This window comes from Mesorhizobium sp. M0317, assembly GCF_040321555.1.
Lineage (GTDB): Bacteria > Pseudomonadota > Alphaproteobacteria > Rhizobiales > Rhizobiaceae > Mesorhizobium.
This window is the reverse complement of sequence record NZ_JAMYRV010000018.1, coordinates 69,603-87,106: the sequence shown is the minus strand read 5'-3', so window position 1 is coordinate 87,106 and position 17,504 is coordinate 69,603. Positions and strand designations below refer to the sequence as shown.

Below are 17,504 nucleotides of genomic sequence, written 5' to 3'. Positions count from 1 at the left end.
ATCGTCCTCGTGTTGGTATCGATTGTCAGTACGTTATGGTGATCGCAACGGTGTCGGTGTAGAGGCCCGCCGCCGGTGTCGTCTGCGGTGGAACACGCCCGTAGACCGTCAGCGGCTGAATGGCGCCGTTGCCGGTTCCGCCGACCGTGTCGGTGGGGATCGTGGTGCCCCAAAGCTGCGTCCGGGTGCTTTCCCTGTAGATGGTGTAGTCGATCGTCGCCGACGCCGGCCCGGTCATCTTGCGAACAGCAACCGTTGCGCCCGCGCCCGCGCCGGCGCTCAGACCAACATTGTAGGACTTGCCGGTCGTGCATTGCACGTTGATGGTGCTGGTCTGGTCGACATTCGCATCAATGACACCGTGCGAGCCGAAATCGAGATCGCTCGCCGTCTGCACCTTGCATTCGTCGGTAATCGTGATGCGGACATTCATGCTGCCCGTCGCGGTCGCGGCGATCGCGGGCAGGATGGGAAGCAGCGACGCTCCCGCCAGCAGCGCATATTTCAGCAATCTCATGCGTGTTTCCTCCGTCGGGCAGACCGTTCCTCGCAACACAGTCTTGACCCGGATTTCACTCCTACAGCTCCTCCGTTGCATGCTTCGCAAGACATCAACGATACAGTAATGTCAGAAGCGAACTGTGCAATGATTATTACAACTTAGATTCGGATTACGACAGCGAATAACTTCGGCATGTATCGGATAATTTTGGTTAATATTTGGTTAATAGAGAAGAAATGGACATTTTTCCGAAGTGAAAGTTCGTCTGTCGAAAATTTATTTTGCTTCTCGTGCCGAAAAGGCGAAGATATCTGGCAAATCATCTTGATTTTGTAGAGTCTCACCTGTCGTCCTTTATTATCGATATTTCGCGCGTGCACCGGCGCCAAGCAGCCATCGCCATAGCCGCGCCGGTAGCTGTTCGCGCCTGTCCAAGCCTTGCGGTCGTGCTGACAGGGCCGCATTCGCCAAAACCGTGTTCCGCCCGGCCCAAGCATGGCCATCCCGGCTGAGATAAATCCACCGCCGTCGGATCGCGGCGAAACACATGCGAATCGTTCTTGCCACGCTGGCCCGGATTTCCTTCGGCGGCGCATCGGCCGGACGGGAGATGCGCCTGTTGTCCCTTGGAGCCATGATCCACGGCCGGCAGCCGCGCGGACCGGCTGCCAGACGTCAGAAAAGGAAGAACGATGAAGAAGACCTATGAAAAGCCACAGCTCGAAAAGCGCCAGAAGCTGTCGCGTGTGACCGCTGTCGCCGGCCCATCAGTGACCAGTGAGAGCTGACGCCGTCGACCGGCATCGAACCACCAGCGGACAAGGAGAGCAGTCATGGATCAGCATGCGAACCCGTCACCCGGCTTCAGGCGCAATCCGGGCAAGGTGATCACCGTCGAGCCCTTCAACGGGCGTGTCGTCGTGTTTGCAAACGGCACCATCATCGCTTCCTCGGCAAAAGCCAAAATGGTGACCCAGCCGCCCCATCCCTTCTCCTTCTACATCCCGTTCGAGGACATCGACTTCCGCAAGCTCAGGAAGACGGAGCGGTCGACGCTGTGCCCACAAGGGCGACTCCAGCTACTGGAACGTGCTGCCGGCGGGCGAAACCGGTAACGATGCGATGTGGGCCTATGAGCAGCCCTTCGACGAGATGGCCGAGATTTGCGGCCACGGCGCCTTCTATCCCGGACCGGGTCACCATCGACGCCACGCCGCGCTGAGCTGAGCGCGTCATGCCTGTCGCCCAAAAGTGCGCAGCGTTTTTGGAGCCGACGACAGGCATGAACAGAGGAATTTTTTCAGATCAGCCAAAGCTGTCCTCACCCGGGGGCGCAGCGGTTTTGCGGCACGGCATGCCGAAACGAAGACAAAAGGTCATGGACGAAAAGCAGAGAGCCATTCTCGACGAAATCCCGCGCCTGCGCCGCTATGCGCGCTCGCTGCTGCGCGACCGCGATTCCGCCGACGATCTCGTCCAGGACTGCCTGGAGCGGGCGCTGCTGCGGCTGGACAACTGGCAGACGGGAGAGAGCCCGCGAAAATGGCTGTTCACGATCATGCATCATCTGTTCATTGACCAGATGCGCAAGGTGAACCGGCGTGGCGAGGCCTCGATGCTGCCGCTGGAGGCCGGCGAGGTGCAGGCCTCTCCCGCCGACCAGCTGGAGAACGTCGCCGCGCGCGAGATCATCGACGCGCTGCAGGCGATCAGCCCGGACCGCCGTGCCGCGCTGACCATGGTCGCCATCGAGGGCTTCTCCTATGCCGAGGCCGCCGAGATGCTCGGCGTTCCGGCCGGCACGCTGATGTCGCGCATCGCGCGCGGCCGTGAGGAACTGCGCGGCCTGCTCGAGGACAATGCGCGCCGCCGCGCGATAAGGATCGTCGAGCCAAGGCCGGGCAGGGCGGTTCCAATCAGGGCGCCAATGGCATGACGAGCCCCAATCGCATGATGACGCCTTACGGCATGGTCCGGCACGATTGCAGGCCTTGTCCGCACTGTGGGCGCGGCGCACCCGGTAACGGTTTCTTCTCTGCTTGCGTGCATAGTGGCGGCGACGGAGTGAGCGAAACCAGGGCATGGCTGAAGAGAAAATACGCAACGGCGAATTCTGGGCGCTTGCGCTCGAACGCGCTCATCTCGGCGTATGGGACTGGGATATTTTGAGCGGCGACTGTTTCTATTCGCCGACCTGGTCGCACATGCTGGGTTATGAGGATGGCGAGCTTGCCAACAGCGACGACCTCTGGCTGAAGCTGACGCATCCCGACGACCGCCAGCGGGCGCTGGCCAGCGGCGAGCGGCACATTTCCGGCCTGACCGCCTCGATCGAGACCGAGCTGCGCCTCAAGCACAAGGACGGCCACTGGATCTGGGTGCTGGACCGCGGCGGCATTGTCGAGCGTGACGAGACGGGCAAGCCGGTCAGGCTGATGGGCGTGCAGACCGACATCAGCCGGCAGAAAGAGGCGGAAGCCGAACTGGAGCGGGTCAATGTGCGCTTTCGCCTGGCGCTGGCGGCCAGCGGCACCGGCATCTGGCATCACGATATCGACGCCAACAAGAGCTATTGGGACGCCCGCACCAGGGAGATATTCGGTCTGGTCGCCGACACCGACGAGGTGGCCGCCGACCTCTGGCATTCCTATCTGCACCCCGACGACAAGGATGCCGCAGAGCGCGCCCATCTGGCGCCGCTTTCGACCGACGGCGTCGTCGCCGCGCAATACCGCATCGTCAGGCGCGACGGCGAAATCCGCCATGTCGAATCGCTGGTGCGCTTCATCGCGGCGCCTGAGACAGCGGGCCAGATTCTCGGCACCGTGCGCGATATCACCGAGGACAAGAAACGCGAGCGGGAACTCGCCTACGCCGCTCACCACGATGCGCTGACCGGCCTGTTGAACCGTGCCGCCTTCGACCGGCTGCTGGCCGTGCATATCGCCACCGAGCGGGCCTTGCCGCTGGCGGTGTTCTATGTCGATCTCGACTACTTCAAGGCGCTCAACGACTTTGCCGGCCACGCCGCCGGCGACCTGGCGCTGAGGGGTGTCGCCGCCGGTATTCTGGGCTGCCTGCCGGCATCGGCACGTGCCGCGCGCCTCGGAGGCGACGAGTTCGCGCTGCTGGTGCCCAATTGCCAATCGGCCAAGGCCGAGGCGCTGGCCGGCGCGATTCTTGCGGCGGTCCGTGACGCCGACCTCGGACTGCCGGTGACCTCGCGAAAACTCGCGGCCAGCATCGGCATCGCCTTCGTCGAGGATACCACCACCACGGTTGCCGATGCGTTGGCCTGCGCCGACGACGCCTGCTATGCGGCCAAGGCGGCCGGGCGCAATCGCTTCGCGGTGTTTTCGGCCGATGCGGCGTCGGGCTCCGGCGGCCTCAACGCGGCGCGTGTCGCCGCCGACACGGTCGACGCCATGGATGAAGGGCGGCTGAAACTGTTCGGCCAGGAAATCCATCTGCTCGGCCAGCCCTGGCAGGAGAGCCGCCATGTCGAGGTGCTGGCGCGGCTTGCCGGGCGCAATGGCAAGCTGATCCCGCCCAACGAATTCATTCCGGTCGCCGAGCGCTTCGGCATTGCCTCGCGGCTGGACCGCTGGATCATCAGGACAGCGCTTTCGCAGCATGGCGAGGCGATGCGCTCAGGCGCCATCATGCTCGGCTTCAACCTGTCGGCGCAGACGCTGAGCGATCCGCTGCTGTGGGATTTCGTCGACGCCGTCATCGCCGAGACCGGGGCGCCGCATTCCGGCATCGGCTTCGAGATCACCGAGACCGCGGCCGTCACCAATTTCGACGCCGCCGAGCAGTTCGTGCGCAAGGCGCGCGAGCGGCAATGCCGCGTCAGCCTCGACGATTTCGGCGCCGGCATGAGCTCGTTCGAATATTTGCGGCGCTTTCCGGTCGATCAGATCAAGATCGACGGCTCGTTCATCGAGAATATCGCGGAAAGCCGTTTCGACCGCGAGATCGTCTCGGCCATAGCGGGCATCGCCAAAAGTCTCGGCTGCGCGGTGGTGGCCGAAAAGATCGAACAGCAGGAAGCGCTCGACATTTTGCGCGGCATGGGCGTGGCCTATGGCCAGGGTTTTCTGCTTCACCGGCCGGAGCCGCTCGAGGCGATCGTCGCGCGGGCCGGCGAACAGTCACCGGCCAGCGGACAGTCGCCGGAAAAGCGCTTCGGCTGACGGCTCTCATCGCCTCGGGCTCGCGCGACTTGTCCGGCTAACCGGCGTCGGCCTTTTCCTGCTTTCGCTGCGCCGCCTCTTTCTTGCGGCGCAACACCTCATCTGTACCGACAAGGTCCTTCGAGCCGCCGGAAATGGCGGTCGAGACGACGGCGGGCGGATCGCTGGCCGGAAAACTGTCTTCGAGGCCTGATTGCAACTGCTCCTCGAGCGTCTGCGGGTTCTCGGAGCGGCCTTCGGCGCGGCGCTCGCCAACGGCTTCGACATCGCTCTTGGTGTCGGGGTGAGCGCGGGCTTCCGATATCGTCGACACCACCAGCTCGATTGCGAACTCTTTCATCGCCTCGGCTTGCGGCCCATCGACATCGGAGTCTTCGATCAGCCGGATGAGCGACTTTTCCAGGGCGCCCAGTTCCTTGACGCCCTGACACCGCGCCAGACGCTTGGTGAGCGAACCGATCAGCGCCGGGGCAAAGGTCGAATAGGCAAGCCTGCGTGTGTCGTCGACCTGCTCGGGATGAAGCTTTTGCAAGGACATAGATGCCTCCAGTCAATCAGCCGGGCAGCTTCTGCCGCTGGCCCCTCCTTAGGAAACAGAGGGGAGGGCAAGAGGTTCCATACAGTCCTCGACAGGGTCGACGAGTTCAACTCCACAGCGACGCCATGGTCAGCGACGCTTCGAATATCTGCTCCCTGTTCTCGTTCAGCATCTTGACGGTGATCCGCCGGTGGTCGCCCTCCGGAATCTCGTCGCGCGCCACATCGTGCAATATGCGCAGCGCTTCGGCTCCCGCACGCTCCCGGCTGGGAAAAAGCTGCCCCTCTTCATCAATCTGGGTCTCGGCGTTGTACAAGTCGAAGTAGAACCGTTCCATGTGTGCAAGGATCCCTGCGTGAAACGCTAAGGCGCATCGCGGTTGAAAGGACGCAGGCGACGCGCTTCAGGTCTGTGTTTTTATGCATGTCGTTGTCTCAAAATCGGGGCCATTTTTGAGCGACATGGATTAAATCCCAACCCGCACCCATGGTTCCATGCGACTGTGTCCTGAGCAGATTTCCTGCCAGGAGCCGTCGCCGTGCCGGCCGATTGCAACCGCACCCGATCTCCGGCGTTTGGCTAGGCCACGAATGTCCACGAAATCTCGAACTGGATCCTCGATGCTAGAACCGCTTTATCTCAACCTTGGCCAGCATGACGCTTTGTCCGAGCAGGAAAAGGGGCTGCTGGCCGCCGCCATGACCATCGAGATGGATTTTGCCACTGGCCAGGACATCGTTTCCGAGGGGTCGAGGCCAGGCTACAGCACGCTCATCATCGAGGGATTGGCGGCGCGCTACAAAGTGCTGGAGGATGGCGGCCGCCAGTTCACCTCGTTGCAGGTGCCCGGCGATTTTGTCGATCTGCACGCCTTCCTGCTCAAGACAATGGACCATGGCATTATAGCTTTGTCGCCATGCCGGGTGATCGCCGCCGACCACAGTCGGCTAAGGACGATCACCGAACAGGCGCCTCATCTGAGCCGCTTGCTGTGGCTGGACACGCTCGTCGATGGCGCCATTCACCGGGAATGGATCGTGGCCATGGGCCGGCGGTCCAAGACGTCGCACCTGGCGCATCTGGTGTGCGAGCTGTTCGTCCGGCTCCAGGTGGTCAAGCAGACCAACGGCATGAGTTTCCGGCTTCCTCTGTCGCAGGCGGAACTGGCCGATGTGCTTGGGCTTTCGGTGGTCCACATGAACCGGGTCATCGGTGCGCTGCGCAAGATCGGTGTGATCGGCTGGGCGAATTACATGGTGACCATTCTGGACTGGCAGCAGCTGGTGGAAATCGCCGAGTTCGACCCGACTTATCTCAGCATGAACCGCGAGCCGAGATAGGCCATCCGGCGTTCGCCATGACATCGCCGGCAATCCGTCAGCCGGTCTTTCAACGATGCCCATCCAGCGACGCCAATTCGTCGAGCATGGCAAGGGCGGCACTTGGCTTGGCCGGCTTCAGCAAGCCCTGTTGGGCGGCGGCATTCTGGAAAGCGGCAAAGGCGATGTCCGGGCGGCAAATGCCGTTCAACGCGTCGTCCACCAGCCTGTCGGCCGCCTTGTAGGCCGCCGTCTGCTTGTTCTTCCATGTTCCGCCTAGCGCCCTCCTGGCGTCGGCGATCGACGACACCGTCATCGCGCTGCCGTCCACGAATCTGATCGTCAGGGGCAGAAAACGGCTCATGCGCTCACCATCCAAACCATTCGCGCCTCGCCCGGATCGATCTCATCACTTGCCTCCTTGAAAACGGGATCGCCATAAACGAGGAAATCACAAACTGGTTGCAGCCCGGCGAGCTACATGTTGCTTGCCGGCCAGATCGGCCGATGCGGACGATAAGGCGGCCGCGGCGCCGGCTTCAACGGGATGTCGGCGAGCGAGTTGCGGATCGGCCTGAACAGTATCGGCGAAGACGCGGCGCGGCGGTGCAATACCGCGGCTGACAATTTGGCAATCAGATTTCGAACGTCCATGGGACACCTTGAGCGCGTTGAGAGTCCCCCCATCGCGATCACCTACCACCTCACGCCCAGCATCCGCATTTAACTTTGATATAGGCCGGACGAATACGCGCCGCGCGCAATGTCTGCCGCCGAGATTCTGCCGATCCTCGGCGGCGGCTATTGAGGGCGGCGCCAGGCTGGCGGTCACGCATCCCAGCAGCGACGTCGCAGACGCTGCTGCAACCGGATGAATTTTCGTGCATTCTTGTGCATGGCCACAATGCTTCGAACCGACACGCCGGCAAAATGCTGCTCCTATTGCGGTTCGCGAGAGCATGACTACGAGGATTGTCCGAAGCGCAAAGCAGAGGCGGAGCGGCAGTGGGAAGGCCAGGCAAAGCCCGGCGCCGAATCCGAGGCGACGGCCGAAGTCTAGCTTGGCTCGAACAGCTCGATCACGTTGCCGGACGGGTCTTCACAAAGAATCTGTCGCCCGCCCGGACCTTCGACGATCTGGTTGCGGAACCCCACGCCGGCCTCGCCCATCTTAGTCACGATTGACGGCAATTGCTCGACCTCGAGCACGAAGCGGTTCCATCCGCCCGGCTCGGGTGTCCGGCCGTCCGGCATCGGCCTGGCTGCCGACGCCAAGGGACCGGCGAGCCAGAGCGAGAGGTCGCCGCGCGTCAGGATGGCCATCGCCGGACCGAATTGCTGCTTCAGCGCGAAGCCCCGATGGCTCGTATAAAACGCGATGGAGAGATCGACATCGCGGACCAGATATCGGACGGACACCATTCGCAGGCTCCCTCACAAACGCCCCTCCCGAGAGATAGCTGGCGGGACAAGTCGGGGCAAGCCCGCGCGCACGCTTCGGGCGCCTACGGTGCGATTGCGTGGTCGGCCTGTCTGTCTCTCACGAAGGCCGTCAGCAGCTCCATTCCCGCCGGCCAGTCGCCCAGCCCGCTATTGCTGTTGATGTGACCAAGCGGCCCGGCGATGTGCAGTTCGCTGCCCCATTGTGTGGCTTTCTCACCGGCATAGCCGTTCGGATCATAGGGATCGTCGGTGCTGGCCACGATCAGCGAGGGGAAGCGAAGCGGCCCGCGCGGCGTATCGGCGAAGGGAATTCCGTAAGCGGGATAGACCGGCGAGGCCGGGTCGGGAACCGCAACCAGAAACGCCCCGCCGATCCGACGGCTCGACACCGCCTGCCAATGCGCGACCAGCAGGCAGCTGAGACTGTGGGCGACGAGCACCGGCGGGGTCTGTGCCTGTGACACCGCGACGTCCAGCGCCGCCACCCAGTCGTCGAAATCCGGCAGCTCCCAGCTTGCCGGGCTGAAGCGGCGCATCGCCGGGTCGGCCTGTTGCCAGCGTGTCTGCCAGTGGGCCTCGCCCGATCCGCCGCTGCCCGGCAGAATGATGAGGTCGGTCATGGAAAATCCTGTTTCTTCGCCGCAGATGATGTCCCAATCCTAGCGCTTCTCCTTGTTCGCGGAATGAGAGATCATCGGAAAGCGACGAAGAATTCCGATGGATTGAAGGTGTTCATGGCAAACGGCGATTACCGGCCACGGCTCGACCCCACCGACATGGCAATCATCGAGATCATGCAGGAGGATGGCCGCATCGGCATCTCCGAACTCGGCCGCCGCGTCGGCCTGTCCCAGCCCGCGACGTCGGAGCGGGTGAAGCGGCTGGAGGAGCGCGGCATCATCGCCGGCTACCGGGCCGCGATCGATCCCACCGCCCTCGGTCTCGGCACCATGGCCATGATCCGCCTGCGCACCACGCATGAGCACATCCAGACCTGCCTGAAGAAATTCGCGGCCATGCCGGAAGTGGTTGAGGTGCTGCGGGTGACCGGCGAGGATTGTTTTCTGGTCAAGGTCGTCGTCCCGTCGCCGCCCGACCTCGAAAGCATCGTCGACGCCATCGGCCGCTACGGCGCGGTGACGACCAATGTGGTGCTGCGCGCCGAGCCGCCGAAGCGGTTGGGGCGGGAGCTGATGGCGAAGCTCTGAGCGGGCGGCAATCAGGCTTGCCCGCAAGCGGCGGCCTTTTCAGAAGTTCTGCTTCGCCGGGAAAGAATTTTGCGGGACGATGTCGGATCGGCGGCGTCGCGCCCGTCCTTGGGATGAAACCCGTTGCAAACCTTTGGAGCACATCATGGAAGCCGTTCAATCGCCGTGGCAGACCGCGGCCATTCTCATCGCCCGCCTGACCCTGGCCGCCATGTTCGCGATGGGAGCAGCGTTCAAGTTCATGGATATGAACATGACCGCCGGCTACATCGCCGCCGCCGGCTTCCCGTTCCCGCTGTTTCTGGCCTGGTGCGCCGCGATCCTCGAAACGCTGCTGGTGATCGCCCTCCTGACCGGAGCATTCTTCACACCGGCCGCCCTGGTCGCCGCCGTCTACGTGGTCTTCCTCGGCTTTGCCTTCCACGGTCCGTCGCACTGGACCGGCAACCAGGCCGAGTTCGGCGCCTTCATGTCCCATTTCCCGTTCGCCGCCGGCCTGCTGTTCGCCGCCGTGCATGGACCGGGCAGCGTGCTGGCCTCGAAGCTCGGCCGAGGGTGAGGCCCCGCGTCGGCAGACCGCCTCACATCTGGTCGTTGTAGGGTTCCTTCATCTGGCCGACCATGCGGGCCAGTTTCGAGAAGGACGGCATGTCCGCCTCCGGCTGGCATTGATTGGCCAGTTCCAGCAGTCGGATCGGAAAGTTGACGGCGTCGCGGTTGGACTCCGACATGCCGTCGGACCGCTCCTCGCCGGTTTCGATGGCCTCGGCCTTGCGCAGCGCAATGTCGATATCCTCCACCGTGACCAGGCCCTTGCGCACCAGCACCTGATTGATCGAGGCGACGGCCATCAGCAGGCCTTCGAGTTGCAGATTGGCGACGTTCATGGCTGTTGCTCCCATTTGGCTCACGCTCAACGCATGAGCCGCTGTTACGATCCGGACGGGGATGAAAGCGATAGGCGTCGGCCGACCTGCGCTACTCTTCCATCCAGCGGCGGCCATATTCGGCCCACAGCGCCTTGACCTCCCGGCTGCCGAGGCGCGGGGCCGAGCCGTCGCCATAGGCGATCGAAACGCCGCTGATGTCGTAATGGGGATGGGCGTCGATGACGAAGCGGATCGCCTCGCCGAGCGGCCTTCTGCCGATGACCGGATCGGCCTGGCCTTGGCCGACGCTGCGAACGCCCGAAACAGTGGCTGGCGCTTGCCGCATCCTGAACACGGATGCCATGGCTGGTTTGTCCATCCCGCTCTCCCCCGAGTTGGGGTGGAATGATTCCATAAGAGCCAGCTAATGACCAGTCGCTAGACGGCCTGTCGAAGGCTGCGTCTTGTATCCTGCAGCCGGTTGAAGGACTGTTCAGGCCAGCGGATCCGCCGCCGGCGGCCTGGCGGGAAGGCTGAGCCTTGTCCGCTCGCCGTCGGCAAACTCCTCGGCCGCTTCCTGGGCCATGAACAGATGCTGGGTCACCGTGCCATTCTCGGCAACCAGCACCGCCCATTGGCGGCGGTCGACACGTTCCACCCGAACGTCATTGGGCTCTCCGGCCACCACGATCGTCCTCCAGCAGGCGTACGGCACGGAGGGGGCGTGCCTTTACGCCTTGGTCTTGCTCTTGGCCGGTGCCTTGGCGGCCGGGGTCTCGGGTGTCCTGATGCCGAGCCCGAACTCCTTTGCCAGCTCCGATCGTTTGGCGGCGTAGCTGGGCGCCGTCATCGGATAGTCGCCGGGCAGGTCCCATTTGGCGCGATAGGCTTCCGGCGTCATGCCATGGGCGGAGCCGAGATGACGCCGCAGCGACCTGAACTTCTTGCCATCCTCGAGGCAGTAAATGAAATTCGGCGTTACCGAGCGCTTGCGGTTGACCGCGGGCTCAGGCGCAGGTTGCGGCGGAGCAACGGGATTGTCCACGGCCGCGAGCGCTGCATTGACGCTCTCGATCAACGCCGGCAGGCTATCTGGAGGCACTGAATTGTTGCGCACGAATGCCGCGACGATATCGGCGGTCAGATTTATATTTCGGATTTTGTCCTCAGACATGGCTTCTTTTGCCCCCTTGATGCCAAAGGGCAAATTATCAGACAACATCCGCCGACGGCATGGCACTTTAGAACATATGCATATGACTTGACGCCGGATGTGGTAGCGCTAGCATCGCCGAGTCTCCGATCGATGTCGATGTAGGAATTCTTTCCTGACATATCTTGACCGGTGAGGGCAGCTATGCTATGATCTGTTCACGGTGCTGATTTGCGCCAGCAACCCGCCGCCGAGGCGGGTTATTGTTTTAGGCCGGCTTGGAAGCGATGACGGCCAGTGACGCGAGTTTTCCCTCGCTCAGGCTGGTTATGTAGTTTTTTCGCCGATGCACGAACTCGGCGCCGAGCACGATCTCATTGGCCTGCTGCTGGGCGGGCGAGGGCACGATGCCGGAATTTGCCCGTTTCAACGCCAGCTCGACATGATCGCCGGTTTCGTCGATGACATCGTCGACCCGGAATCCGGCTGAAGCAAACAGGGCCTTCAGGGTTTCGCGGTCGACGAGATGGCTGGCCACAGGCGACACCGCCCAAGGCAAGGGATAGTGAGGCTCGCCGTCCGCCAGCACCGCCTCGGTCCAGACAAGCCTGGCCTTCGGCTTCAGTACGCGCCACGCTTGCCCGATGACCGCCGCCTTGTCGGCGATATTCATGCCGACATAGAAACAGATCGCCGCGTCGAATGTGTCGTCCGCAAAAGGCAGCCTTGTCGCATCGGCCTCATGGAAACGCACTTTGTCGCCGAGGCCGCAGAGCTCGGTCAATCGGCGGGATGCCTCGACGAACGCCTGCGTCAGGTCGACGCCGTCGACGCTGCACCCATAGGTCTCGGCAAGGAACCGGGCCGGGCCGCCAATGCCGCTGCCGATGTCCAGAACCCGATCGCCAGCGGAGGGCGCAAGACGCGCGGCATGCTCCTGCGTGGCGATCAGCTCGCGGCCATGAAGCTGATCGAACGGATAGAGTTGTTTGGCTGCGAGGCTGCCGGCCCTGGCGTCCGGCACAGCCGACAGGATGCGCTCGACGATGCCGCCGCTGCCATAGTGACTGGTCACATTGCTCATTGCGCTCTCCGACGAGGCCCAGCATCCCATCGAAGCGGCCCTCGCGCAATGCGCGGCCGCGCCAAGACGCGGCTTTGACCGAAGTAGGAATTATTTCCTTTTTTGCATTGACGGGTGAGGGCAGCTTTGCTATGATTTGTCCATGGTGCTGATTTGCGCCACCGACCCGCCCACGAGGCGGGTTTTGTTTTCCTGATGCCCACAACGTGCGGATATCGGATGTCGGCGGGACAGCACCCCCCTCTGGCCTGCCGGCCATCTCCCCCTCAAAGGGGGAGATCGGACTGCCGCCTTGCTTTCGCCAATCGTCGGCGCTGCAAATTGGTCGCGACCCTGGAGCTGCCAATCTCCCCCCTTGAGGGGGAGATGTCCGGCAGGACAGAGGGGGGCGTGAAGGAACGCTATCCTCGGTTCATTCTGCCTTATCCGCGAGGCCTCCCTTGTCCAACCGCTATGCCACCATCATCACCGACGATGACGGCCGCGAGGTCGTCAGCGCCATTGGCGTGTTCGAGGGCGCTGCCCCGCAGGCGCGCATCGGCCGTATCGAGCCGGTCGTGCCGGGCGTGCTGATCGGCATGGTTCGCGGTGGTCCTGTCGATGCCATCGGCGGCTTCGGCTTTCCGCGCGGCGCGCACGACGCAAGGGCGATCGCCAGGGCAAGCCTGAAAGCCGCGTCTGCCGGAAAGCGCCACGCGCCGGCCGCTGATGCAGCCCGCAAGGCCGCCCCAACACGGTCAGGGCCAAAATCGGCACGGCGCAAGTCCGGCAAGATCAAGTCCGGCAAGATCAAGCGGGCAAGGCCGGCAAAGCAGGCGAAACAGGCAGCGACCGCCGAGCCCGCCGGGATCTCGGATCATGGCTGACCGGACGGCGCCGCGTGCGCGCCCTGACGGCAAGGCGCCTGCCGCCGCCGCTGCCAAGCCGAAGCGGACGAAGAAGACGCTTGGCGATGATTTCCTCGACGCGGTGCGCGCCGATTTCCGCGCCCATGGCGCCGGCGTCATTGCCGCGGTCCGGGCCGACAAGCCCGACCAGTATCTGAAGATCGTGCAATCGGTGCTGCCCAAGGATCTGGCCAAGGATTTGCATGTTTCATCTGACAATCTGGAAGCCCTGAGCGATGACGAGATCCGCCGCCGCATCCGTGGCCTCGAAGCCGTCCTCGGGCCGTTTGGCGACCAGCCTGAAGGCGCGCCGCCACTATCTGGCGCTGCTGCAGGAGCTGGACCGCAGGCGCAGGACTAACCAGCTTGCCGCCTACCGGCCTTATCCCAGGCAGGCGGAGTTTCACGCCGCCGGCGCGCAGAACCGGGAACGTCTGTTCATGGCCGGCAACCAGCTCGGCAAGACCAGGGCCGGCGGCGCCGAATGGGCCATGCATCTCACCGGCCGCTACCCCGCGTGGTGGCAGGGCAAGACCTTCGACACCCCCGTCAGGCTATGGGCTGCCGGCGTGACGGGCGAGGGCACGCGCGACAACCCGCAGCGCGTGCTGGTCGGCCCGCCGCAGCAGCAGGCGGCATGGGGCACCGGCATGATCCCGGCCAACGCCATCCTGCACACGACCATGGGCCGCGGCGCCCCGGGCGCGCTCGACAGCATCGTGGTGCGCTGGGGCGGCGGCGGCGACGTGCAGGCCGATGAATCGGTGCTTTCGTTCAAGAGCTATGAGAAGGGCCGCGAAAAGTGGCAGGGCGAAACCCTGCACGGCGTCTGGTTCGACGAGGAGCCGCCGCTCGATATCTATTCCGAAGGCCTGACCCGCACCAACGCCACCGGCGGCATCACCATCGTGACGTTCACGCCGCTGCTGGGCATGAGCGACGTGGTGTTGCGGTTCTTGACGGGTGAGGTGCGCGCTCTTCCCTCCCCCCTTGTGGGAGAAGGTGGATCGGCGCGATAGCGCCGAGACGGATGAGGGGTGTTCCAGCGGAGTGACGCGTCGGCGTTCCCTGGAACACCCCTCATCCGTCGCCTTCGGCGACACCTTCTCCCACAAGGGGAGAAGGGAAGACCCGCCGCGCTCCGGCCCAAAAATATCGTGTGCGAACAAAGCCATATCACGGCATCCCGAATCAATCCGGCAGGCCCCATGACCCGTCACGTCACCTTCATGACCATAGACGACGCCGAACACTATTCGCCTGACGAGCGCGCCGCGATCGTCGCCGCCTATCCCGAGCATGAGCGCGAGGCGCGGGCGCGCGGCGTTCCGGTGCTGGGCTCCGGCCGCATCTTTCCGATTGCCGAGGAGCTGATCGCCTGCGAGCCGTTCCGGCTGCCGCGCTACTGGCCGCGGATCGGCGCGCTCGATTTCGGATGGGACCATCCCTCGGCCGCCGTCGAACTCGCCTGGGATACGGAGGCTGATATCGTTTACGTCACCAAAGCAGCCCGGGCCTCGCAGCAGACGCCGGCGATGCAGGTGCTGGCCCTGAAGCCATGGGGCGAATGGCTGCCCTGGGCCTGGCCGCGCGACGGCCGCCGCGAGACGCTGGAAGGGGCGGGCACGGCGCTCGCCAGGCAATATGCCGCCCACGGCTTGAACATGCTCACCGGCCACGCCCGCTTTGCCGACGGCTCGGTCTCGGTCGAGGCCGGGCTGATGGAAATGCTCGACCGCATGCAGTCCGGCCGCTTCAAGGTGTTTTCGACGCTGCTGCCCTGGTTCGAAGAATTCAGGCTTTTTCACCGAAAGGACGGCAAGGTGGTGAAACTGCGCGACGATTTGATGGCTGCGACGCGATACGGCGTGATGATGCTGCGGGAAGCGGTGGTCGATCCGGCGGAGTTCAAGGCGGCGAGACGGTCGGCGAGGCAGAGCGATCCGCTGGGGGCGTTTCGGTGAGCGCTATGGACATTTCCGACTGTGCGACAAACGAAGAGGCAGTCTGCGCCCGCACCGGGCTATACCTGACAGCTTATGAATTCCATCGCTTTGTCCCCTCGCGCTTGTACCCACGCGGTGCCGTTGGACCCTGAGAAAAGAGGCAGAGATGAAATTCGATAAGTGTAGCCATTGACAGACAGTAGCCGACGGCGCGAATATTTGGCTTGAGGGGACCATAAAAATGAAAAATAGCAATGTCTACTGCGCAATTGGATGTTTTTTTGCTCTTTCAGCCTGTGCTGACCAACGTATCAACCATTCACAAGCAGACCTGGGTCAGAATCTTTACAACGCGCAGTACCAGCAGATAAATTATCAAATAAGTAAGTCGATAGACGATCCATATTCGGTGCCGAGTTTTACGTTCGTGTCATCGAGTGTTTTGGGTGCGACTGAAAGTGTCACCGCAGCCGGTACTTACACTTCAGCAGCAGCAGGGTTGACGCGGCAGTTTACGGGCACCGTCGGAGGAATGGGTAATTCCTTCCTTTACACCTCCAGCCCGATTAGTGATCCGGACGCCCTTAGGATGGTGCGAGACATCTATGCCTACACCGTTGGAGAAACACCTTGGCGGACGGAGTTCTCGAAACTCAAAATCCCTCCCCCCCGCGAGCGCTGGCTGGTCGTCTCGAACGAGAATGGCAGCGTAGATAGGGCGAACCTCGTTTTGATTGGCAAGTTTGGAAGCCACGTCTTATGGACTAATTCCCGGCGAGCCTACAGTGATTTTGTCTTGTCCGTATTGAGTGCTCTTGCCCCGAGCGAGGAACCTGCCGCGGCGGGGAAAGCAAAGGGGAAGAGCCCAAAATCGGCTGCCCCGAGGTCGTTCGTTCCGAAGACGCAACCATTGTTTGTCTTGCCGACGCAGTGAGACTCCCTGCTAGCCCCAGAGAGCAGATCGTTTTGATCGAGCACAAGCGATGGTTCTCGCCGCATTGTCCTCCGCCGGTTGCGCGATCTCAGCTGCATCGCTGCCAACGAACTGTGTCGCGAACAAAACGCCAAGGAGCCAACACCCAGCCCTTATTCCACGATCTTCCAGTACGAATCCTTGCGGATCACCTTGCCGTCGCGGAACGTGTAAAAGTCGCAACCTCGGACCTCCTTTTTCACGCCCTCGCGGGTTGTGCCGGTGAGGATCCATTTCGACATGCCGGTATCGGCAGCCGCATCGACGAAATGCTCGCCGTCGCCGTAGTGGACATCGGGCAGGCCTTCGAAGCGTGTCGCCAGCGCGTCGCGCACGTTCCGCTTGCCCTCGAAGCGCGAGCCCCAGGGGTTGCTTCCCCTCGGCATCTCCAGGACGCAGTCCTCGGCAAAGAACGCCATGATGCGATCGAGGTCGTGCGCGTTGAAGGCGTCGCATAGCTCCGTCAGTGTCGATCGAATGTCCACTCGCCCGTCTCCTCCAGTCGCATGACCATTATGCCGATATCGGCACAGCGATGGAACACGTCAGCCTTCGGCCGTCGCCAAATTGGTGATGACCTCGAAAGCGAGTCCCGATCCATCGGCGTAGGGGTGCAGCACGGGCGCACTTTCGCTCACGATGGCCTCTGCGACGCGGTTGCGTTCCTGATCGCCCATTTCCCTGCCGACAGCGCTCATGCCGACGAGCGCCATCGTGTTCAAGCGCAGGAGGGGTTCGCCGTTCTGGAAGCGTATCGTGCGCGATATCGTCGTTAACCGGACTTCGTGGAGGCCGGCGTCCCGGAGCAGCGCCTCAAGCGCGGCCGCGTCGCCAAAGCTGTACCGCTGATCCGCAATGGCGCCCAGGCGGCGCTCCGCCACGCGGCGCAGCTCCCGAAAGAACGGGATTTCATCGTCGGATCGCCATGTGGCTACCGCCAGCCTGCCGCCCTTCGCCAGCGCCCGCCGCATCTGCGCCACCGCCGCGGGCTTGTCAGGAAAGAACTGCAGTCCCTGCTGGCAGACGACAACGTCGAACTGCTCTCGGTCATGGAGAGGCAGGGCGCTGGCATTGCCTTCGCGCCAGTCGATGCCCGGTTCCACGGCGCGCGCAACGGCAAGCATATCCGAACTGACGTCGATGCCAACGACGTATGCGGTGTCACCGAGCCGCTCCCTTGCAACGCGGGCCACTATTCCTGTTCCGCAGGCGATGTCGAGGACACGATCGCCTGGAGACAACTCCACCTCTTCGAGAATCATTTCGGCCCACGGCTGGAAGAGAGGGCCTGCGAGCCACCGCTCGTACATCTCCGGGAAACTTGCCATCATTGCCTCCAATATCTTATTCCGACCTACCGCGCCGGAAGGTCAAACTGCGGGTTCC

At 63.1% G+C, this 17,504-nt stretch carries 24 protein-coding genes and 2 pseudogenes; 12 read left to right on the top strand and 14 right to left on the bottom strand.

Features of this window, described 5'->3' with window-relative positions; genetic code table 11:
• Positions 1-25: 25 nt before the first annotated feature.
• Positions 26-517, bottom strand: a complete 492-nt coding sequence (locus tag NKI88_RS15235) for a Csu type fimbrial protein (RefSeq protein ID WP_023685937.1) — start codon at positions 515-517, stop codon at positions 26-28.
• A gap of 818 nt (positions 518-1,335) precedes the next feature.
• Here NKI88_RS15235 and NKI88_RS15230 point away from each other — a divergent pair.
• The 3 genes and pseudogenes from NKI88_RS15230 to NKI88_RS15220 all read left to right on the top strand — a co-directional run bounded on the left by NKI88_RS15230 (position 1,336) and on the right by NKI88_RS15220 (position 4,698).
• A pseudogene (locus tag NKI88_RS15230) lies at positions 1,336-1,729 on the top strand (DUF427 domain-containing protein).
• A 151-nt stretch (positions 1,730-1,880) separates the two neighbouring features.
• Complete coding sequence (locus NKI88_RS15225) at positions 1,881-2,438, top strand: RNA polymerase sigma factor (RefSeq protein WP_352655927.1); 558 nt, start codon at positions 1,881-1,883, stop codon at positions 2,436-2,438.
• Positions 2,439-2,583: 145 nt separating this feature from the next.
• On the top strand, positions 2,584-4,698 hold the full coding sequence (locus tag NKI88_RS15220; RefSeq protein WP_352655925.1) for an EAL domain-containing protein: 2,115 nt from the start codon (positions 2,584-2,586) through the stop codon (positions 4,696-4,698).
• 37 nt (positions 4,699-4,735) lie between these two features.
• Here NKI88_RS15220 and NKI88_RS15215 read toward each other — a convergent pair whose 3' ends face one another.
• Positions 4,736-5,236, bottom strand: coding sequence for a hypothetical protein (locus NKI88_RS15215; protein WP_023685942.1), 501 nt, complete (start codon positions 5,234-5,236; stop codon positions 4,736-4,738).
• A 106-nt stretch (positions 5,237-5,342) separates the two neighbouring features.
• Positions 5,343-5,573 (bottom strand): DUF6894 family protein, encoded by a 231-nt coding sequence (locus tag NKI88_RS15210; protein ID WP_023671435.1) that lies wholly within the window; start codon positions 5,571-5,573, stop codon positions 5,343-5,345.
• A gap of 283 nt (positions 5,574-5,856) precedes the next feature.
• Here NKI88_RS15210 and NKI88_RS15205 point away from each other — a divergent pair, with 283 nt between their 5' ends.
• Complete coding sequence (locus NKI88_RS15205) at positions 5,857-6,576, top strand: Crp/Fnr family transcriptional regulator (RefSeq protein WP_023671436.1); 720 nt, start codon at positions 5,857-5,859, stop codon at positions 6,574-6,576.
• A gap of 49 nt (positions 6,577-6,625) precedes the next feature.
• Here NKI88_RS15205 and NKI88_RS15200 read toward each other — a convergent pair whose 3' ends face one another.
• Together NKI88_RS15200 and NKI88_RS15195 are read right to left on the bottom strand one after the other, a co-directional pair.
• Entirely contained in the window at positions 6,626-6,919 is a 294-nt protein-coding gene (locus NKI88_RS15200) for a DUF982 domain-containing protein (RefSeq protein WP_023685943.1), read from the bottom strand.
• 113 nt (positions 6,920-7,032) lie between these two features.
• The gene (locus NKI88_RS15195) at positions 7,033-7,209 is read right to left on the bottom strand and encodes a hypothetical protein (RefSeq protein WP_023671438.1); all 177 of its coding nucleotides are present in this window, start codon (positions 7,207-7,209) and stop codon (positions 7,033-7,035) included.
• 241 nt (positions 7,210-7,450) lie between these two features.
• Between NKI88_RS15195 and NKI88_RS15190 the strand changes: the two genes are divergently transcribed.
• Positions 7,451-7,615: a hypothetical protein gene (locus NKI88_RS15190; protein ID WP_023685945.1), complete on the top strand. Its 165-nt coding sequence runs from the start codon at positions 7,451-7,453 to the stop codon at positions 7,613-7,615.
• On the opposite strand, the gene NKI88_RS15185 is transcribed toward NKI88_RS15190, so the two are convergent.
• Positions 7,612-7,977 (bottom strand): VOC family protein, encoded by a 366-nt coding sequence (locus tag NKI88_RS15185; RefSeq protein ID WP_352460558.1) that lies wholly within the window; start codon positions 7,975-7,977, stop codon positions 7,612-7,614. The two genes, NKI88_RS15190 and NKI88_RS15185, sit on opposite strands and share 4 nt — an antisense overlap.
• Before the next feature lie 83 nt (positions 7,978-8,060).
• Positions 8,061-8,618 (bottom strand): RBBP9/YdeN family alpha/beta hydrolase, encoded by a 558-nt coding sequence (locus NKI88_RS15180; RefSeq protein WP_352655923.1) that lies wholly within the window; start codon positions 8,616-8,618, stop codon positions 8,061-8,063.
• Between the two features lie 114 nt (positions 8,619-8,732).
• On the opposite strand from NKI88_RS15180, the gene NKI88_RS15175 reads away from it, so the two are divergent.
• Complete coding sequence (locus NKI88_RS15175) at positions 8,733-9,206, top strand: Lrp/AsnC family transcriptional regulator (protein WP_023693744.1); 474 nt, start codon at positions 8,733-8,735, stop codon at positions 9,204-9,206.
• 145 nt (positions 9,207-9,351) lie between these two features.
• On the top strand, positions 9,352-9,765 hold the full coding sequence (locus NKI88_RS15170; protein ID WP_023685949.1) for a DoxX family protein: 414 nt from the start codon (positions 9,352-9,354) through the stop codon (positions 9,763-9,765).
• A 22-nt stretch (positions 9,766-9,787) separates the two neighbouring features.
• On the opposite strand, the gene NKI88_RS15165 is transcribed toward NKI88_RS15170, so the two are convergent.
• The 5 genes from NKI88_RS15165 to NKI88_RS15145 form a co-directional block, all read right to left on the bottom strand.
• Positions 9,788-10,093 (bottom strand): hypothetical protein, encoded by a 306-nt coding sequence (locus tag NKI88_RS15165; RefSeq protein ID WP_352460559.1) that lies wholly within the window; start codon positions 10,091-10,093, stop codon positions 9,788-9,790.
• Between the two features lie 91 nt (positions 10,094-10,184).
• Entirely contained in the window at positions 10,185-10,454 is a 270-nt protein-coding gene (locus tag NKI88_RS15160; RefSeq protein WP_023697755.1) for a hypothetical protein, read from the bottom strand.
• Between the two features lie 114 nt (positions 10,455-10,568).
• Positions 10,569-10,763 carry a hypothetical protein gene (locus tag NKI88_RS15155; RefSeq protein ID WP_352655921.1) on the bottom strand — a complete coding sequence of 65 codons (195 nt, stop codon included), beginning with the start codon at positions 10,761-10,763 and terminating at the stop codon, positions 10,569-10,571.
• Between the two features lie 42 nt (positions 10,764-10,805).
• Complete coding sequence (locus NKI88_RS15150; RefSeq protein WP_352460560.1) at positions 10,806-11,249, bottom strand: Ros/MucR family transcriptional regulator; 444 nt, start codon at positions 11,247-11,249, stop codon at positions 10,806-10,808.
• Between the two features lie 247 nt (positions 11,250-11,496).
• Positions 11,497-12,312, bottom strand: coding sequence for a class I SAM-dependent methyltransferase (locus NKI88_RS15145; protein WP_352655919.1), 816 nt, complete (start codon positions 12,310-12,312; stop codon positions 11,497-11,499).
• Positions 12,313-12,752: 440 nt separating this feature from the next.
• On the opposite strand from NKI88_RS15145, the gene NKI88_RS15140 reads away from it, so the two are divergent.
• The 5 genes and pseudogenes from NKI88_RS15140 to NKI88_RS15120 all read left to right on the top strand — a co-directional run bounded on the left by NKI88_RS15140 (position 12,753) and on the right by NKI88_RS15120 (position 16,079).
• Positions 12,753-13,178: a hypothetical protein gene (locus tag NKI88_RS15140; protein WP_023730425.1), complete on the top strand. Its 426-nt coding sequence runs from the start codon at positions 12,753-12,755 to the stop codon at positions 13,176-13,178.
• The gene (locus tag NKI88_RS15135; RefSeq protein WP_352652115.1) at positions 13,171-13,560 is read left to right on the top strand and encodes a hypothetical protein; all 390 of its coding nucleotides are present in this window, start codon (positions 13,171-13,173) and stop codon (positions 13,558-13,560) included. Before NKI88_RS15140 ends, NKI88_RS15135 begins: the two co-directional genes overlap by 8 nt.
• Positions 13,499-14,158: pseudogene (locus NKI88_RS15130) on the top strand (terminase large subunit domain-containing protein); the annotation flags it as partial. The gene NKI88_RS15135 and the pseudogene NKI88_RS15130, both read left to right, overlap by 62 nt.
• A 249-nt stretch (positions 14,159-14,407) precedes the next feature.
• Complete coding sequence (locus tag NKI88_RS15125; protein WP_502909470.1) at positions 14,408-15,163, top strand: phage terminase large subunit family protein; 756 nt, start codon at positions 14,408-14,410, stop codon at positions 15,161-15,163.
• 223 nt (positions 15,164-15,386) lie between these two features.
• A complete protein-coding gene (locus NKI88_RS15120) occupies positions 15,387-16,079 on the top strand; it encodes a hypothetical protein (protein ID WP_156933991.1) in 693 nt (230 codons plus the stop codon).
• Between the two features lie 152 nt (positions 16,080-16,231).
• Here NKI88_RS15120 and NKI88_RS15115 read toward each other — a convergent pair whose 3' ends face one another.
• Together NKI88_RS15115 and NKI88_RS15110 are read right to left on the bottom strand one after the other, a co-directional pair.
• Positions 16,232-16,603 carry a nuclear transport factor 2 family protein gene (locus tag NKI88_RS15115; RefSeq protein ID WP_352655917.1) on the bottom strand — a complete coding sequence of 124 codons (372 nt, stop codon included), beginning with the start codon at positions 16,601-16,603 and terminating at the stop codon, positions 16,232-16,234.
• A gap of 60 nt (positions 16,604-16,663) precedes the next feature.
• Positions 16,664-17,446 (bottom strand): class I SAM-dependent methyltransferase, encoded by a 783-nt coding sequence (locus NKI88_RS15110; protein WP_352655915.1) that lies wholly within the window; start codon positions 17,444-17,446, stop codon positions 16,664-16,666.
• Positions 17,447-17,504: the final 58 nt, after the last annotated feature.

Coding starts and splice junctions, on each gene's coding strand:
- NKI88_RS15235 (WP_023685937.1), bottom strand. CDS start 517: ATGAGATTGCTGAAATATGCGCTGCTGGCGGGAGCGTCGCTGCTTCCC.
- NKI88_RS15225 (WP_352655927.1), top strand. CDS start 1,881: ATGGACGAAAAGCAGAGAGCCATTCTCGACGAAATCCCGCGCCTGCGC.
- NKI88_RS15220 (WP_352655925.1), top strand. CDS start 2,584: ATGGCTGAAGAGAAAATACGCAACGGCGAATTCTGGGCGCTTGCGCTC.
- NKI88_RS15215 (WP_023685942.1), bottom strand. CDS start 5,236: ATGTCCTTGCAAAAGCTTCATCCCGAGCAGGTCGACGACACACGCAGG.
- NKI88_RS15210 (WP_023671435.1), bottom strand. CDS start 5,573: ATGGAACGGTTCTACTTCGACTTGTACAACGCCGAGACCCAGATTGAT.
- NKI88_RS15205 (WP_023671436.1), top strand. CDS start 5,857: ATGCTAGAACCGCTTTATCTCAACCTTGGCCAGCATGACGCTTTGTCC.
- NKI88_RS15200 (WP_023685943.1), bottom strand. CDS start 6,919: ATGAGCCGTTTTCTGCCCCTGACGATCAGATTCGTGGACGGCAGCGCG.
- NKI88_RS15195 (WP_023671438.1), bottom strand. CDS start 7,209: ATGGACGTTCGAAATCTGATTGCCAAATTGTCAGCCGCGGTATTGCAC.
- NKI88_RS15190 (WP_023685945.1), top strand. CDS start 7,451: ATGGCCACAATGCTTCGAACCGACACGCCGGCAAAATGCTGCTCCTAT.
- NKI88_RS15185 (WP_352460558.1), bottom strand. CDS start 7,977: ATGGTGTCCGTCCGATATCTGGTCCGCGATGTCGATCTCTCCATCGCG.
- NKI88_RS15180 (WP_352655923.1), bottom strand. CDS start 8,618: ATGACCGACCTCATCATTCTGCCGGGCAGCGGCGGATCGGGCGAGGCC.
- NKI88_RS15175 (WP_023693744.1), top strand. CDS start 8,733: ATGGCAAACGGCGATTACCGGCCACGGCTCGACCCCACCGACATGGCA.
- NKI88_RS15170 (WP_023685949.1), top strand. CDS start 9,352: ATGGAAGCCGTTCAATCGCCGTGGCAGACCGCGGCCATTCTCATCGCC.
- NKI88_RS15165 (WP_352460559.1), bottom strand. CDS start 10,093: ATGAACGTCGCCAATCTGCAACTCGAAGGCCTGCTGATGGCCGTCGCC.
- NKI88_RS15160 (WP_023697755.1), bottom strand. CDS start 10,454: ATGGACAAACCAGCCATGGCATCCGTGTTCAGGATGCGGCAAGCGCCA.
- NKI88_RS15150 (WP_352460560.1), bottom strand. CDS start 11,249: ATGTCTGAGGACAAAATCCGAAATATAAATCTGACCGCCGATATCGTC.
- NKI88_RS15145 (WP_352655919.1), bottom strand. CDS start 12,312: ATGAGCAATGTGACCAGTCACTATGGCAGCGGCGGCATCGTCGAGCGC.
- NKI88_RS15135 (WP_352652115.1), top strand. CDS start 13,171: ATGGCTGACCGGACGGCGCCGCGTGCGCGCCCTGACGGCAAGGCGCCT.
- NKI88_RS15125 (WP_502909470.1), top strand. CDS start 14,408: ATGACCCGTCACGTCACCTTCATGACCATAGACGACGCCGAACACTAT.
- NKI88_RS15120 (WP_156933991.1), top strand. CDS start 15,387: ATGAAAAATAGCAATGTCTACTGCGCAATTGGATGTTTTTTTGCTCTT.
- NKI88_RS15110 (WP_352655915.1), bottom strand. CDS start 17,446: ATGGCAAGTTTCCCGGAGATGTACGAGCGGTGGCTCGCAGGCCCTCTC.